The organism is Insolitispirillum peregrinum, assembly GCF_900156605.1.
In the GTDB taxonomy this organism is placed as follows: domain Bacteria; phylum Pseudomonadota; class Alphaproteobacteria; order Rhodospirillales; family Rhodospirillaceae; genus Insolitispirillum; species Insolitispirillum peregrinum.
In genome coordinates, this window is record NZ_FTOA01000005.1 from 162818 (window position 1) to 177290 (window position 14473).

At 61.7% G+C, this 14473-nt stretch carries 10 protein-coding genes; 5 read left to right on the forward strand and 5 right to left on the reverse strand.

Annotation, left to right across the window (positions count from 1 at the left end; genetic code table 11):
* Window positions 1-54: 54 nt before the first annotated feature.
* The 4 genes from BW995_RS14190 to BW995_RS14205 form a co-directional block, all read right to left on the reverse strand.
* Window positions 55-1053: a TerC family protein gene (locus tag BW995_RS14190; protein WP_076401072.1), complete on the reverse strand. Its 999-nt coding sequence runs from the start codon at window positions 1051-1053 to the stop codon at window positions 55-57.
* A gap of 177 nt (window positions 1054-1230) precedes the next feature.
* Window positions 1231-3015: a YbaL family putative K(+) efflux transporter gene (ybaL, locus tag BW995_RS14195; protein WP_076401073.1), complete on the reverse strand. Its 1785-nt coding sequence runs from the start codon at window positions 3013-3015 to the stop codon at window positions 1231-1233.
* A 209-nt stretch (window positions 3016-3224) separates the two neighbouring features.
* Window positions 3225-4286, reverse strand: a complete 1062-nt coding sequence (locus BW995_RS14200) for a MaoC family dehydratase (protein WP_076401074.1) — start codon at window positions 4284-4286, stop codon at window positions 3225-3227.
* A 25-nt stretch (window positions 4287-4311) separates the two neighbouring features.
* Window positions 4312-5196 carry an HpcH/HpaI aldolase/citrate lyase family protein gene (locus BW995_RS14205; RefSeq protein WP_076401075.1) on the reverse strand — a complete coding sequence of 295 codons (885 nt, stop codon included), beginning with the start codon at window positions 5194-5196 and terminating at the stop codon, window positions 4312-4314.
* Window positions 5197-5488: 292 nt separating this feature from the next.
* Between BW995_RS14205 and pdxY the strand changes: the two genes are divergently transcribed.
* The 5 genes from pdxY to BW995_RS14230 all read left to right on the forward strand — a co-directional run bounded on the left by pdxY (window position 5489) and on the right by BW995_RS14230 (window position 11484).
* Window positions 5489-6421 carry a pyridoxal kinase PdxY gene (gene pdxY / locus BW995_RS14210; protein ID WP_076401076.1) on the forward strand — a complete coding sequence of 311 codons (933 nt, stop codon included), beginning with the start codon at window positions 5489-5491 and terminating at the stop codon, window positions 6419-6421.
* Window positions 6422-6551: 130 nt separating this feature from the next.
* Window positions 6552-7082 carry a response regulator gene (locus BW995_RS14215; protein WP_076401077.1) on the forward strand — a complete coding sequence of 177 codons (531 nt, stop codon included), beginning with the start codon at window positions 6552-6554 and terminating at the stop codon, window positions 7080-7082.
* Window positions 7083-7135: 53 nt separating this feature from the next.
* Complete coding sequence (locus tag BW995_RS14220) at window positions 7136-9013, forward strand: C1 family peptidase (RefSeq protein WP_076401078.1); 1878 nt, start codon at window positions 7136-7138, stop codon at window positions 9011-9013.
* A 21-nt stretch (window positions 9014-9034) separates the two neighbouring features.
* The gene (locus BW995_RS14225) at window positions 9035-10249 is read left to right on the forward strand and encodes a hypothetical protein (protein WP_076401079.1); all 1215 of its coding nucleotides are present in this window, start codon (window positions 9035-9037) and stop codon (window positions 10247-10249) included.
* Between the two features lie 380 nt (window positions 10250-10629).
* Window positions 10630-11484, forward strand: a complete 855-nt coding sequence (locus BW995_RS14230) for a hypothetical protein (protein WP_076401080.1) — start codon at window positions 10630-10632, stop codon at window positions 11482-11484.
* On the opposite strand, the gene BW995_RS14235 is transcribed toward BW995_RS14230, so the two are convergent.
* On the reverse strand, window positions 11438-14401 hold the full coding sequence (locus tag BW995_RS14235) for a tetratricopeptide repeat protein (RefSeq protein WP_076401081.1): 2964 nt from the start codon (window positions 14399-14401) through the stop codon (window positions 11438-11440). The genes BW995_RS14230 and BW995_RS14235 overlap by 47 nt on opposite strands.
* Between the last annotated feature and the right edge of the window lie 72 nt (window positions 14402-14473).

The following is a 14473-nucleotide window of genomic DNA, read 5'->3' on the forward strand; positions in this document are numbered from 1 at the left end:
CCCCCGGAAAGGGCCACCTCTCCGGGGGTTTCTTCGTATCGGGACTGACCCGGCTTACACCGACCCGCCCTTTTCGCTCGCCTCATCGGGCTTGGTGCGCAGCAGGGAAACCACCACCCCCGCCGCCAGCAGGCCAAAGGTGACGCCGAGCGAGATCAGCGCCGGGACCTTGCCGACAAAGCTGGCATAGAAAATTTTGCCACCGATAAAGATCAGCACGGCGGCCAGAGCATACTTCAGGTACTCGAACCGGTGAACCATCGCCGCCAGCGCAAAGTACAGGGCGCGCAGGCCAAGGATGGCAAAGATGTTGCTGGTGTAGACCACAAACGGGTCGGTGGTGATGGCAAACACCGCCGGAACGCTGTCAACCGCAAACACCAGATCGGAAATTTCGACCACCACCAGCGCCAGAAACAACGGGGTGGCCCAGCGGATGGAATGGCCGGTTTTCGGGTCCGGTTGGTGGACCCAGAACTTGTCGCCATGCAACTGGTCAGTCACCCGCAGATGGCGGCGCAGAAAGGCGATGACCTTGTTTTTCGACATGTCGGGTTCGTCGTCACCGCTGGCAATCAGCATCTTGATGCCGGTGATGATCAGGAAACCGCCGAACAGGTACAGGATCCAGTGGAATTGTTCGATCAGGGCAGCCCCGGCCCCGATCATGATTCCACGCAGGAAAATCACCCCCAGAATGCCCCAGAACAGCACCCGGTGCTGGTACAGGCGGGGGATGGCGAAATAGGTAAACACCAGCGAGATAACGAACACGTTATCCAGCGACAGGCTTTTCTCGACAAAATAGGCGGTCAGGTAATTCATTCCCGCCGTATCGCCAAGGTACCACCACACCCAACCGCCATAGGCAAGGGCGACCGCGATATAGAACGCGGACAGCTTCAGGCTTTCGGGAATGGAGATTTCATGGGTCTTGCGATGCAAGACGCCCAAGTCAAGAACCAGCAGCGCCACGACCAGAGTCATGAACGCCACCCACGCCCATGCGGGTTTCCCCATCACGGACATCGACACAATATCAAGGAGTTCCACCAGGAACCTCCGGCTGTCTCTGCGCCGCGTCAGCGCTATGACATGCAAAGGTCCGACATCACGACAACCGCCGTCGTCGCCAGAGGGGCCCGGACCCGGAGAAGGCACCTCTTTATTTGGTTAAACGGCGGTATTCGTCAATGGAGAAAATGTAACCAGAGCCCCGAAAGTTGAAAATCAGGCCGGAACGGCGTCGGGCTGCGGGTCTTTCGGCGGCAGTGTCAGGCAGGACAACACGCCTTTGGCGATTTCCCGTTCCCCCATGATCACTGCCGACACATCCAGCTCTTCCAGCAGGCTGACTTCGCTGTCGGAATGGGCACGGGCGATGATGGTCAGATGCGGGTTGAGGGCCTTGGCTTTTTTGATCACCTGTGCCGCTTCAAAGGCGTTGGGGATGGCAAGGATCAGTGTTGCCGCATGGGCGACGTTGGCGGCGGCCAGTACATCGTCGCGGACGGCGTTGCCGATGATGGTTTCGACGTCCAGCGCCATCAGGGCTGCGGTGACGCGGGTGGCGTCTTCGATCACCACCAGCGTCTCCTGCGCCTCGGCCAGCCCGGCAACGATCAGGCTGCCGACTCTCCCACAGCCGACCAGCACGATGTGATTGCTCTTGCTGGTGGTGACCGGGGCGTCTTCGAGGGCAGGGGCCGGAGCAGATTCGCTGTCTGCGATGGCATCGGTGGTGATGCGGGCCTGTTCGGTGGCAACAGGGGCGGTGGGCGGGGTTTTTTCCAGCTTGCGTTCCAGCCATGGGCGCAGGCGCTCGGCACCGTGGAAGGCCAGCGGGTTGAGCAGGATCGACAGGATGGCTCCGGCCAGGATCAGCGAGCGGCCTTCGGGCGGCAGCACGCCCAGATTGACACCCAATTCGGCGAGGATGAAGGAAAACTCGCCAATCTGCGCCAGACTGGCTGAAATGGTCAGGGCGGTGGCGACGGGATGCTTGAACAGGCGGACGATGACAAAGGCGGCGACGGACTTGCCAAAAATGATGATGAACAGGGCGGCAAGGATCGGCAGCGGGTCATCAATCAGCGCCAGCGGGTCGAACAGCATTCCGACCGAGACGAAAAACAGCACCGAAAAGGCATCGCGCAGTGGCAGGGAGTCCTGTGCGGCCTGATGGCTGAGTTCGGACTCGCTCATGATCATCCCGGCAAAGAATGCCCCCAGCGCCAGCGATACCCCGAACAGCTTGGCGGCCCCATAGGCCACCCCCAGCGCAATGGCCAGAACCCCCAGCCGGAACAGTTCGCGCGAGCCGGACTGGGCGATCTGGTGCAGCACCCACGGAATGACCCGCCGCCCGACCACCAGCATCACCACCACAAAGGCGACCACCTTGCCCAGCGTCAGGGCCAGCACGCCAACCCAGTTCAGTTGAAAGTAATCGGCAATCGGGTCGTGGGTGGCAACGCTGTCGGTGCCGCCCATCGCTCCGGCAAAGGCGGGCAACAGCACCAGCGCCAGCACCATTGCCAGGTCTTCGACCACCAGCCAGCCGACGGCAATCCGCCCCCGGCTGGTATCGAGAATGCGCTGATCCTGCAAGGCGCGCAGCAGCACCACGGTACTGGCGACCGACAGCGCCAGACCCAACAACAGGGCGGCTCCCCAGCCCCAGCCCAGTGCCATCGCCAGCAGGCCGCCCAGACAGGTGGCGGCGGCAATCTGGACCACCGCGCCGGGAATGGCGATGGCGCGCACCGACAGCAGGTCCTTGACCGAAAAGTGCAGCCCGACGCCGAACATCAGCAGGATAACGCCGATTTCGGCCAGTTCCGGGGCAAGGGTCTGGTCAGCGACAAAACCCGGCGTGTGCGGTCCCACCAGCACTCCGGCAAACAGATAGCCGACCAGCGGAGGGATTTTGAGCCTGTTGGCGATAGCTCCAAAGATGAATGCCAACCCGAGACCGGCAACGATGCTGCTAATCAAAGGGGCATCGTGGAGCATGAGCATATCCTTTATGAATCAAATGGGTGAGGAAAAGAAATCTGTTTGTTGTTATTGGGAATAAAAGCGGCTTGCCGCAAGGGCAGGATTACGTATTTTTCATATATTCATATTTATTCCTGAAGCATTGCCCCGGACCTGCGCCAAAACAAAACCGCCGGAGGTTCCCCGTCCGGCGGTTGAATGATTTGGGTTAACCTGAACAGGGGTTATCCCACCCGGCGCGGCATCAGGACGGTGTAATCAAAGTCCAGCACCACGTTCGGCAGATACTTGCCGTCGGCGTCCTTGTAGGGGAAGTCGGCGCAGGGCAGGTCCTTGGTGGCAACAGTGCGCAGACGCAGGGCGCCCAGATCCTGCCGCTCGCTGAATTCCACCTTGTCCAGCACTTCGGTCCAGGCGTGGATGGTGTCGCCGCTGAAGGTCGGGTTGCAGTGGCTGCCCGCGTTGATGGCGACGATCTTGAACGCATTGGCCAGACCGTTGAACGACAGCGCGCGGGCCAGCGAAATGATGTGGCCGCCATAGATCAGCCGCTTGCCGAACCGGCCCTTGGCCTGCTCGAACTGGTTGAAATGCACCTTGGCGGTGTTCTGGTACAGGCGGGTGGCCATCATGTGTTCGGCCTCTTCGATGGTCATGCCATCGACGTGGTCGATTTTCTCGCCGATTTCATAGTCGTCCCACAGATAGGGCGAACCCGCCAGCACGGTATCATAATCTTCCAGCGACAGCCCGACCGGCACCCGCAGGGCGCTGGCATCGACCACCGCCGGCAGGTCGGGAACCACTGGCTCCGGGGCGGGCTTGCTGGTGTCGCGCTTGTTGACCATCACCCAGCGGACATAATCAACCACCATTTCGCCGCGCTGGTTGACCCCGGTCGAACGGACATAGACCACCCCGGTCTTGCCGTTGGAGTTTTCCTTCAGCCCGATCACCGTCGAGGTGGTGGTCAGGGTATCACCGGCCAGCACCGGCTCGCCAAACCGGCCATCGGCATAGCCGAGGTTGGCAACGGCGTTCAGCGACACGTCGGGGACGGTCTTGCCAAAGGCGATGTGGAAAGCCAGCAGGTCATCAAGCGGCGCATCTTCCAGCCCGATATCCATCGCAAAGGTGGCCGACGAATTGACGGCAAAGCGCGATCCGTACAGGGCGGTGTACAGGGCGATGTCGCCTTCGGTTACCGTGCGCGGGGTGGCATGGGCCAGAACCTGCCCGATGCGGAAATCTTCGAAAAAATTGCCGGCGTTGGTCTTGGTGCTCATGGGAGAAAACCTTTTACGGGACAGATCAGGCGGTGGCGAGGTCGGCTTCCAGCACCTTGATCGCTTCGGCTTCGGCGACCAGCTGGCGGGCGGTGACAACGTGCAGGTTTTCGATCAGCTTGCCATCGACCACCACCACACCCTTGCCGTCCTGTTCGGCGGCGGCATGGGCGGCGATGATCGTCTGCGCCCAGGCGACTTCCTTTTCGGTCGGGCCAAAGGCGGCATTGGCGGCGGCAATGGTCTTGGGGTGGATCAGGGTCTTGCCGTCAAAGCCCAGCTCGCGGCCCTGGGTGCACGAGGCGACAAAGCCTTCGTCGTCGGACAGGTCCAGATGCACGCCGTCCAGAATGGCCAGCCCATAGGCGCGGGCGGCCATCACGCACAGGTTAAAGGCGGCGATGAACGGCAGGCGCAAGGTGGTGTGCAGGCAGCGCATGTCCTTGGCAAGGTCCGAGGTGCCCATCACAAAGCCGCCCAGACGCGGGCTGGCCTTGGCAATGTCCTCGACATGCAGGACGCCGAGCGGGGTTTCGATCATGCACCAGATTTTCATGCTGTCGGGCGCGTTGTTGGCGGCCATGATCGCTTCGACCTGCCGCACCATGTCGGCGCTTTCGACCTTGGGGATCAGGATGCCATCGGCCTGCGAGGCGCAGGCAGCCACCACGTCGGCCTGTCCCCACGGAGTAGCCAGCCCGTTGACCCGGATCAGCACTTCGCGCTGGCCATAGCTGCCAGCGGCGGCCACCACGTTGCTGCGGGCTTCGACCTTGGCATCGGGGGCAACGGCGTCTTCCAGATCAAGGATCAGGCCATCGGCGGCCAGCGACCTGGCTTTTTCCAGCGCACGCACGTTGGAGCCGGGCATATACAGGACAGAGCGACGCGGACGGGCGGTAGCAGCCATGGGGAAACTCCCTGAGAAAAGACGGAAAGCCAGAGTATGGTGCAACGCACGGCAGAACCTCCTTGTCGGGTGGGGCCGGAAGGGGGTAGGCTGCCGCCTGCGTTCCGCCTTTGGGCGGTTGGCAGGAGAAGGATACGCAATTTCAGGGCTTATGCACACTGTCATTGCGCAATAAAGTTACTTATTTCGCGGTTGCGGGATACTATAATTAATTCTTACCCCATGCAACCGCTTTTCCGGCGATGATACAGGCAGACGGGGCAGGGGACGCGACCATGGGCCGGGGGCGGGGATGAGCCGGGGAAACATCGTATCAATTCAGTCGCATGTCGCCTATGGCCACGTCGGCAACGCGGCGGCGACATTTCCGTTACAGCGCCTCGGGTTTTCCGTCTGGCCAATCCATACCTGCCTGTTTTCCAATCACACCGGCTATCCGCCGATCGATGGACGCCCGACCCGAGGGGTGGTGTTCGAGCCATCGGTGGTGGCCGAGGTGGTGCAGGGGCTGGCACAGCGCGGTGTGCTGGCTGCCTGCGATGGCGTGCTGTCGGGCTGGCTGGGCAAGGCCGATATCGGGACAGCGGTGCTGTCGGCAGTGGCTGCGGCCCGGCACGCCCGTCCGACGGTGTTCCTGTGCGATCCGGTGCTGGGGGATGATACCCCCGACGGGCAGGGCCGGTTGTATGCGGCGGCCGACATTCCCGACTATATCCGCCACCAGATGCTGCCTGCGGCTGACGTGATCACACCGAACCGCTTCGAGCTGGAAATCCTCAGCGGACAACCGGTACGCGATGTGTCGCAGGCTTTGCGGGCCGCCCGCAGCCTGTTGCGCCCGGCAGGGCAGGGGCCAACGGCCTGCATCGTCACCAGCCTGCCGGACGAACGGGCACAGGACCAGATTGCCTGTCTGGCGGTGACCACCGCCGGGGCGTGGGTGGTCTCGACCCCACGGCTGTCCTTTGCACCGAACCCGCCGCCCAACGGGACCGGGGACTGTCTGGCGGCGCTGTTGCTGGGCTATATCCTGCTGGATCAGGATATCCCGCAGGCGCTGGGGGATGCGGTCTCGGCCCTGTATGCGATTTTACAGCACACGCAGGCGCTGGGCGTCGGGCCGGGTGGGCGTCCCGAGCTGGCGGTGGTCGAAGCGCAGGAGTCTTTGCTGAAACCGGCGCAGCGGTTCGTTCCCGCAGTGGTTGATCATGGCGTAGGTGTCTGATCTGTCAAAAGAGAGAATTTTCTGTTCTACCACGGCGACATTTCCCCCATGATTCGGGGTGGGGCAAGGCAGTCATAACCGCTTTACCGCTTTTTCACACACTGTGAAAAGGGCGATGGGAGTGCTTTTGATGGCCGCGATCCAGTCTTTGTCGGTGACGGTGGTCGAAGACAATCCGAACATGCGCCTGATGCTCTGTCAGGTGCTGCGGGTGATCGGAGTGTCGGACTTGGTAGAAGCCCGCAACGGGCATGAAGCCATCGATGCCCTGCGCCAGAGCAGGCCGGATGTGCTGATCACCGATTGCAACATGGCCCCGGTGGACGGGCTGGAGCTGACCCGCTGGGTTCGCACGTCCGAGGACAGCCCGGACAGTTACATGCCGATCCTGATGGTCTCGTCGCTGACTGATCCCCGCGTCCATCAGCGAGCCCGTGACGTGGGGATCAGCCATTTTCTGCCCAAGCCGTTTCAGCCGCGCGAATTGATCGGGGCATTGTTTCAGGTCATCCGTCAGCCGCGCCCTTTTGTGCGGACCGACAGCTATTTCGGACCAGACCGGCGACAGGGCGAACGGGGTGGCATGATGTTTGACGGGCCGGACCGCCGCCTGTTCGGGAGTGATACGGAGGTCATCCAAGAGGGCGAAAATTATATTTAAATACTATTATGAGGGGAGTATTCTGGCCGAATAACTCATCAGGAGAGTCGGTCATGCCCATAGCGACGTCTCAGAAGACCTCACACCCCGTCACCGTGGGCGGGCGCAAGGTCAATGCCCTGCCGGATGTGCCGGATATCCGGGATCGTTATTACGAACCATCCTTGATCCCTTTGAAACGGTCTGTGGGGCCGCTGAAGGCCCCGGTGATTCTCGATCAGGGGCGGGATGGTGCCTGCACCGGCTTTGCGCTGGCGGCGGTGATCAACCTGTTGCTGGCGGAACGCGCACGGCTGGCGGACGAGGATGGTTGCGAAACGGTCAGCCCGTGGATGTTGTACGACATGGCCCGCCGCCACGATGAATGGCCGGGTGAAGACTATGACGGCTCCAGCCTGCGCGGAGCCTTGCGCGGCTGGTACAACAACGGCGCGTGCCGTTTTTCCCTCTGGCCCCAGCCCCAGAGCGGAGTCAGCGTGGAACAGGCCAAGGATGCCCGCTCGGTCGCTTTGGGGGCTTATTATCGTCTGCGCGCCAATCTGTCGGATTTCCATGCCGCGCTGAACGAATGCCAGACCATTTTGGTGTCGGCGGCGGTGCATGACGGGTGGGAAACGCCGGAGGTGCATGGCGAGAGAGCGGTGATTGCCGCCGGTCAGACGCAGCTGGGCTATCATGCCTTTGCGGTGGTTGGGTATGATGCCGATGGCTTCTGGGTGCAAAACTCGTGGGGCCAAGAGTGGGGGAAGGGTGGAGTGGCCTTGTGGTCCTATGAAGACTGGGCGGCCAATGTGCAGGATGCCTGGGTGGTCCGGCTGGCCCTGCCGACGCCGCAGGTGTTTGGCCTGAGCAACCGGAATAACTCCTCTGGCCCGGTCGGGCTTTGGGGCCGCTCTGCCCCCACCCGCAACGACATTGCCGGTCATTTTGTCCATATTGATGATGGCACGTTCTGTGCCCGCCAGCCCTATTGGAGCACGGCGCAGGATGTGGCCGAAACGGCGGGCCTGATTGCCCGGCGGTTCGCCGAGGATGGTCGGTATCAGCACTTGCTGATTTATGCCCATGGCGGATTGAACAGCCCGGACAGTTGTGCCGAGCGGATACGGGCGATGACGCCGGTGTTCATGGCCAACGGTATCTATCCCTATGCGGTGATGTATGACACCGGCTTTGCCGAAACGCTGAAGGATATCATCGTTGCGGCGGCGACGCGGACCAACGACCGCGCCGGAGCCAGCTTTGACCGCACCGACATGCTGATTGAGCAGGCGGTGAGCGGGGTTGGCGGGGCGATGTGGCGGGAAATGAAGCGCAATGCCCGCCAGATGTTCGAGACTGATGGCGCGGGCAGCGCGACACTGGCGGCATTTCTGATCGCGCTGAAGCCGCTGTTCCAGCAAGACAAGATCAAGCTGCATGTCATCGGCCACAGTCTGGGCAGCGTGCTGGTCGGCCACCTGCTGGAGTCATTGCTGACAGGACCGGACGGGGCAATCCCGGTCAGTAGTTGCTCGCTGATGGCCCCGGCGTGCCGGGTCGATTTTTTCCGCGAATATTATGGGAAGATGGCGGGCCTTGATGGGGCGACACCGTCCCGGATCGAGAACTTTGCCATCTACAATCTGTCGGATGCTTTGGAACAGGCGGATAACGTCGGCTTGATCTATCGCAAGTCTTTGTTGTATCTGGTGTCAAATGCCTTTGAAGGCGCGCGCGGAACCCCGTTGGCTGGCATGGCGGAGACCCCGGACGAACTGGGGCTGAAGGTCGGTGGCCTGCACATCGCTGACGCCGCATCGTCGGTGACGCGCAGCCGGTCGCATGGCGGGTTCGACAACGACCCTGTGACCATGAACCACATCCTGCGCCGGATTCTCGGCGGGGCCTCGCCGGTCAGGGAGTTCACCGCCCGCGATCTGGATTATTGAATGGATTGAAAGGTCTTTGCCGTGTTGCCTCCGGTTCTTGATATTCATCTGGTTTGGCATCCTGACGACGACCTCAAGGCCCGTCCGATTGCCGAGGCGATCATTGACCACTATCAGGGCGACTGCTTTTCCGGCTTGCTGGGCGGGGCGGTCGAGGTATTCGTGCGTTCTGCCGGGTGGCACGGACCGGGGTCGGCGCCGCGTCCGGTGCCGTTGCCGGGGGATGCCGGGCCGGTGCGTTCGGCGGCCCGTGTGGTGGTGCTGGCGTTGCTGGGGCCGGGGCTGGCCGCCGCCACCGGCAGGTCGGGGCCTTGGTCCGACTGGCTGGAACAGGTGCGCGATGTGGCAGAGGCCCGGCCAGCAGAGGTCCGCCTGTGGGGGCTGGCCCTGTGCCGCAGCGCCGTGACCTCGACCGGCTTGCAGAGCCTGTTTGCTGACCGGCAGTTGCTGGCCTCTCCCGATGTGATGAACGATGCCGACGACACCATGCTGATGCGCGACCTGTCGCAAAGCCTGACGCAATTCCTGAGGGGCTCGTCACAGCCGATTCAGGTGTTCATCAGCCACAGCAAGCACATGGACCCCGGCACCGAACAGGCGATCAAGGCGCTGGTGGCGACGGTGCGGATGGAGGTGCTGAAAACCCGGCTGGCAGAGTTCTTTGACTCTGCCGCAATCCAGACCGGCGACGACTGGGCGGCGGTGCTGAAACGGAATGCTGCCGATGGCGCGATGCTGTGCCTGCGCACCGACAGTTACGCCGGGCGCGAGTGGTGTCACCGCGAAGTGGTGACTGCCAAACTGAACGGCGTGCCGGTGGTGGCGCTTGATGCCTTGCAGCGGGGGGATGGTCGGGGATCGTTCCTGCTGGACCACATTCCGCGCGTTCCGGCCCGGCGCAAGAAAAAACGCTGGAGCAAGCACAGCATCCGCGAGGCCCTGTTGCGGCTGGTCGATGAGTGCCTGAAGCGGGCGCTGTGGCAGCACCAGGAAATATTGGCGCGGGGCCTGACCCCGGTGTCGTGGTGGGCCCCGCACGCCCCCGAGCCGCTGACGCTGGCCGACCGGCTGACCACTCACCGGCCTGTGGCGGGGCAGCCGTTGGTGATCCTGCACCCTGACCCGCCGTTGACCCCGTGCGAGCGGCAAGCCCTTGGCACGGTGGCCGCTCTGGCTGGCATTCCAGCCGACACGCTGGATATCCTGACCCCGCGCACGCTGTCGGCGCGGTCTTAGAGCATTGTGCGAAAAGTGGGAACCGGTTTTCGCAAAAACAATGCGATAGAATAAAAGGTTAGAGCAGCGTGCCTGCGTCCGGTCACGGTACACGACAGTTGGCGGGATCAGTGTGGGCTACCGCCCAAACCCGTTTGGTGGCGATGCCCCCAAGCCCCCATTTTTTCTTTAAAAATCAAGTCAATGGGGTCCGGGGCCTCAAGGCCCCGGCGAGGTTTGGAGCAGCGCTCCATGATCTTTTTGTTTTTTGTCGTGTACTGTGGCGTCCGGTTTAACGCACGCTGCTCTAGGCTAGGATAGAATGGGAACGGGGGCGTGGAGCGTTGCTTCTCCCCTCGTCGGGGCCTTCAGGGCCCGTGTTGATCGTGAAAGGGTTCGCCATGATCTCTCCGTTGTTGCCTGCAGATGCCCTGCGCTCGCGGCGTCTGGGGCTGTCGGCCTCGGACTCCCCCGATCTGGCCCGGCTGGGGCTGGACCCTCGCCATTTCCGGCTGGCGCTGGGCGAACTGGCACGGCTGGTGCTGGTGGGCGGAGGCTCGCTGGCGTGGGGTGGGCATTTGCAGCCTGACGGCCTGACCTCGATGCTGGTGGACGAAGTGGTGCGCTATGGCGCTGGCGACGATCCGGCCCTGCTGGTCTGTCTGGCATGGTGCGTTCACCGTGAGGTACCGCTGTCCACCCTGCGCGCCACGCAGGACCGGCTGGGGCGGCATGGCCGGGTGGTGTGCCTCGACCGCGAGGGGCAGGAAATTCCCCCCGAGACCGACCGTTTTGAGGCCCCGGTGCCAGAAACCAACCCGCAGGAAAAAGCCCGGCAGTTGAGCGCCATGCGGCGCTATCTGGTCGGGAATACCGAAGGCCGCCTGATGATCGGCGGCAAACGCAGCGGCTTTCAGGGCCGCATGCCGGGGTTGGTGGAGGAGGCTCTGCTGACCCTGCGCGCTGGCCAGCCGCTGTACCTCGCCGCCGGTTTCGGCGGAGCCACCGCCGACATCGCCCGCGCCGCCGGGCTGGCGATGGACTGGCTGCCTCCTGACTGGCAGGCGGCGGAATATGAAGACGCTTTCCGCCAGGGGTTGGAGGAAATCGCCGGGGTGGTGGCTGACGCGCCGCTGGTCAGCGGTCTGTCCCCCGATGACCTCGCTGCTTTGGCCTGCACCCCGCGCCCGAGCGAAATCGCTGTGCTGGTCAGTCGGGGGCTGGGGCGCTGTTTTGCTGGGACTGGAGGACGGTGAGAATTCTGTGGGCTGTTTGGGTATCCGGGTGATCGGGACCGAGTTTGGTGAGAAGGCCTTGGGCGGCTTCTGTTGCCAGAGGGATGGCGGCGGCCAAGTCGCCGGATAGTGCAATGTATTGAGCTAGCATGAAAGTGGCTGTCAGAGTTGTCGGGTGATCGAGGCCAAAGACACGACGGCGAGCGTTTAGCACCCGTTGTTGTATCTCTCTAGCAACAGTGTGATTGCCAAGGGCGTTCTGGGTTCCAGCCAGATTGTTCATGCTGGTCAGAGTGCTAGGATGATCTAGACCATGGGTGCGAAGTTGGGCATCTAGCACCTGTTGATGCATGTCTTTGGCTCTGGCTAGATTACCTTGGGCCCGAAAAATGTCTGCTAGATTGTTCATGCTGGTCAGGGTGCTGGGATGGTCGGGGCCAAAGATGCGGAAGCGGGCATCTAGAACCTGCTCATGTATCTTTTGAGATTCAGCCCAGTCTCCTGAGGTTTGCAGTGTTCCTGCCAGATTATTCAAGCAGGTTAACGTTGTGGGATGGTCGGGGCCAAAAATGCGGCGGTAGACCTTAAGCGCCTGTTGCTGCATTTCTTTGGCGCAGGCAAAGTTTCCATTAAATCTTATTGTTTCTGATAAATTAAGAATCGCGTTCAATGTAGCAGGGTGTTCTGGGCCAAATGTGGTATCAAGCATGTGTAATACCTTCCGTTGAAGGCCTTCGGCACCGATTACGTCGCCAAGAACTCTCAAGATGGCAGCCATGTTGCTTAGGTAGCTCAGGGTATCTGGATGATCTGGGCCGAGGACGCGGGGACAGGTATCCAATACTGCTTGCTGTATTTTTTTAGCACTGGTTAGTTCGCCGAGGGCGAGTAGGACTACGGCCAGACCGCTCATGCTGTTCAGAGTATCAGGGTGATCTGAGCCTAGGATATGGAGGTGGGCGTCCACAAGATATTGTTGCATCTCCCTGGCTTGGGTCAGCTGTCCGAGTTCAAGGTAGACACCGGCCAGTTTGCCGATACTTTTCAATGTATCTAGGTGGTCTGATCCAAGGATGCAGCGGCGAGCATTCAGCACCTGCTGGAATATTTTTTCAGCTGCGGTCAGCTGACCGAGAGAATACAGAGTGATGGCCAGATTGCTTATGCTACTTAAAGTATTTTCGTGATTTATGCCAAATGTGGATTCAAATGCGTTAATTACATCGTATTGTACAGCTAATGCCTCTTGATATAGGCCGGCTGAATTGTAGTAAATACCCAATTGATTTCCGATGTATATTTGTTCGTATGTTTTTAATCCTGCGATAATCGCATGGGCGTGAGTAAGAATAGGGGAGACCCCTCTATGATTGCGAGTGTCCGCTACATTTTTGAACCTTTCCATCAACACTGCCAGACTGGCCTGCGCCAATATCTGGCTGCGCTTATCGGCGTAGCGGGTCGCTATCGTGCGACAGACCAGCGCATGCACCTGATAGGCGGTATCGGTGTCATCACACAGCGACTGAGCGGCAGCCTGATCGATGGCGATGAGGGCATCCTCCTCAGCCTGATCCACGTTGACGCCATCAGCCTGTACGAGGATTGCCGATACCAAATCCCGTGGGATCGGCGTATGGGGGGCCAGACAGGCGGCGATGCGCAGAACGTCGAGGGCGCTGTCGTCCAGTGTCTGGATGCTGCTGAGGAAGGTCTGGGCGATGCTTTTGCTGTGGCCGGTGGGCAGTTCCACACTCAGCCGCTCCGCCAAAGCCAGCGCCTCCTTGTCCGGGTTTTGCAAGTCGGCCAGTACCTTGCCATAGCCCTGACGTTTGACCAGATGGCGGGCGAGATCGACCGCCAGCGCGTGGCGGCCAAGGGCGTCAAGGATGGCGTGGGCCGCCTGCCGGTCGGCCTCGGTGCCCGGCGGGCGGTCGAGGGTGAGCAGGATCATTGCGGCCTGTTCATCCAGCTCGGCCAGTTCCACCGCCCGGGCGATGCTGTCGAGGGTGCGGCTGCGGGTGGTGATCAGGCTGCGCCCCTGCGCGGTGGGGGCAAACCATGCCCGCGCCTGTTCGATCTTCAGGCCGTGCGGCAGGTCATCGACCACCCACAGATAACGACCGGGGCGAGCCTTCATTGCGGTGGTGATGGCGCGTTTCAAGTCCCCCGGCAGCGCGGGATCAAAGGCAATCCCCATCTCGCGGGCCAGCGTCTGGTATTGGTCTTCCAGCGGGCCGCCTGCCCTCAGCCAGAAAATGCCGCCCGGCCAAGCGGCGGCAAAGCGGCGGGCGTATTCTTCGGCCAGCAAGGTTTTGCCCATCCCGCCCAGTCCGCACAGCAGGGTGGAGCCATCCCCCGGCGCGGTGCCTGCGGTGGTTGGGGCCAGCAGTACCGACCCGGCATCAAGGCCATCATGGACCCGCCACAGTTCGGCCCGTCGTCCGACAAAGGTCTGCGCGCCGCCATTCGGGGGCAGGCCGATCCATTTTTGTTGCGGGTCCGCAACCACGAGGGCTCCAAACGGGGCCGAATGGGCGCTTGTCCGGGCCTTGATCCGGTTGACAAGCGTCGCCGGGTGGCTCAACTCGTTCTGCCCGGCAAACAGAGCCTCCCGCAACGACTGCGGTTCGATGTGGTCAGCGTTGTGCTCGGGGTTCAGGACCAGAATGCGGTCTGCTCCACCGCTGACAAAGGCCGCTGCCAGTTCCCAGTCACAGGCGCGCCGTGTGGTATAGGCCCGCGAGTACAGCGCCAGCAACACCTTTGAGCGGCTCAGGCCATCACTGATGGCGCGCTGAATGTCGGCAAAGGTATCGATCTGCCGGGTATCGCGCCAGACGCGAACTCCGGCCTGTTCCAGTGCTGTCACCAGTGGATCGGCGAGGGCGCTGTCACTACGGGCATAGCTGAGGAACACATCAAAGGACTCGCTCAATCGCTCGCTCCGCCTGCATAATGCAACCCCATACCCCTGAGGGTATTAGGAGTTTATGAGGCAGAGCAACCA

What these genes read in the sequence shown, in the direction of transcription:
- BW995_RS14205 (WP_076401075.1), bottom strand. Translation starts at nt 5,196, where the DNA reads ATGGCTGCTACCGCCCGTCCGCGTCGCTCTGTCCTGTATATGCCCGGC.
- BW995_RS14230 (WP_076401080.1), top strand. Translation starts at nt 10,630, where the DNA reads ATGATCTCTCCGTTGTTGCCTGCAGATGCCCTGCGCTCGCGGCGTCTG.
- pdxY (WP_076401076.1), top strand. Translation starts at nt 5,489, where the DNA reads ATGAGCCGGGGAAACATCGTATCAATTCAGTCGCATGTCGCCTATGGC.
- BW995_RS14220 (WP_076401078.1), top strand. Translation starts at nt 7,136, where the DNA reads ATGCCCATAGCGACGTCTCAGAAGACCTCACACCCCGTCACCGTGGGC.
- ybaL (WP_076401073.1), bottom strand. Translation starts at nt 3,015, where the DNA reads ATGCTCCACGATGCCCCTTTGATTAGCAGCATCGTTGCCGGTCTCGGG.
- BW995_RS14200 (WP_076401074.1), bottom strand. Translation starts at nt 4,286, where the DNA reads ATGAGCACCAAGACCAACGCCGGCAATTTTTTCGAAGATTTCCGCATC.
- BW995_RS14215 (WP_076401077.1), top strand. Translation starts at nt 6,552, where the DNA reads ATGGCCGCGATCCAGTCTTTGTCGGTGACGGTGGTCGAAGACAATCCG.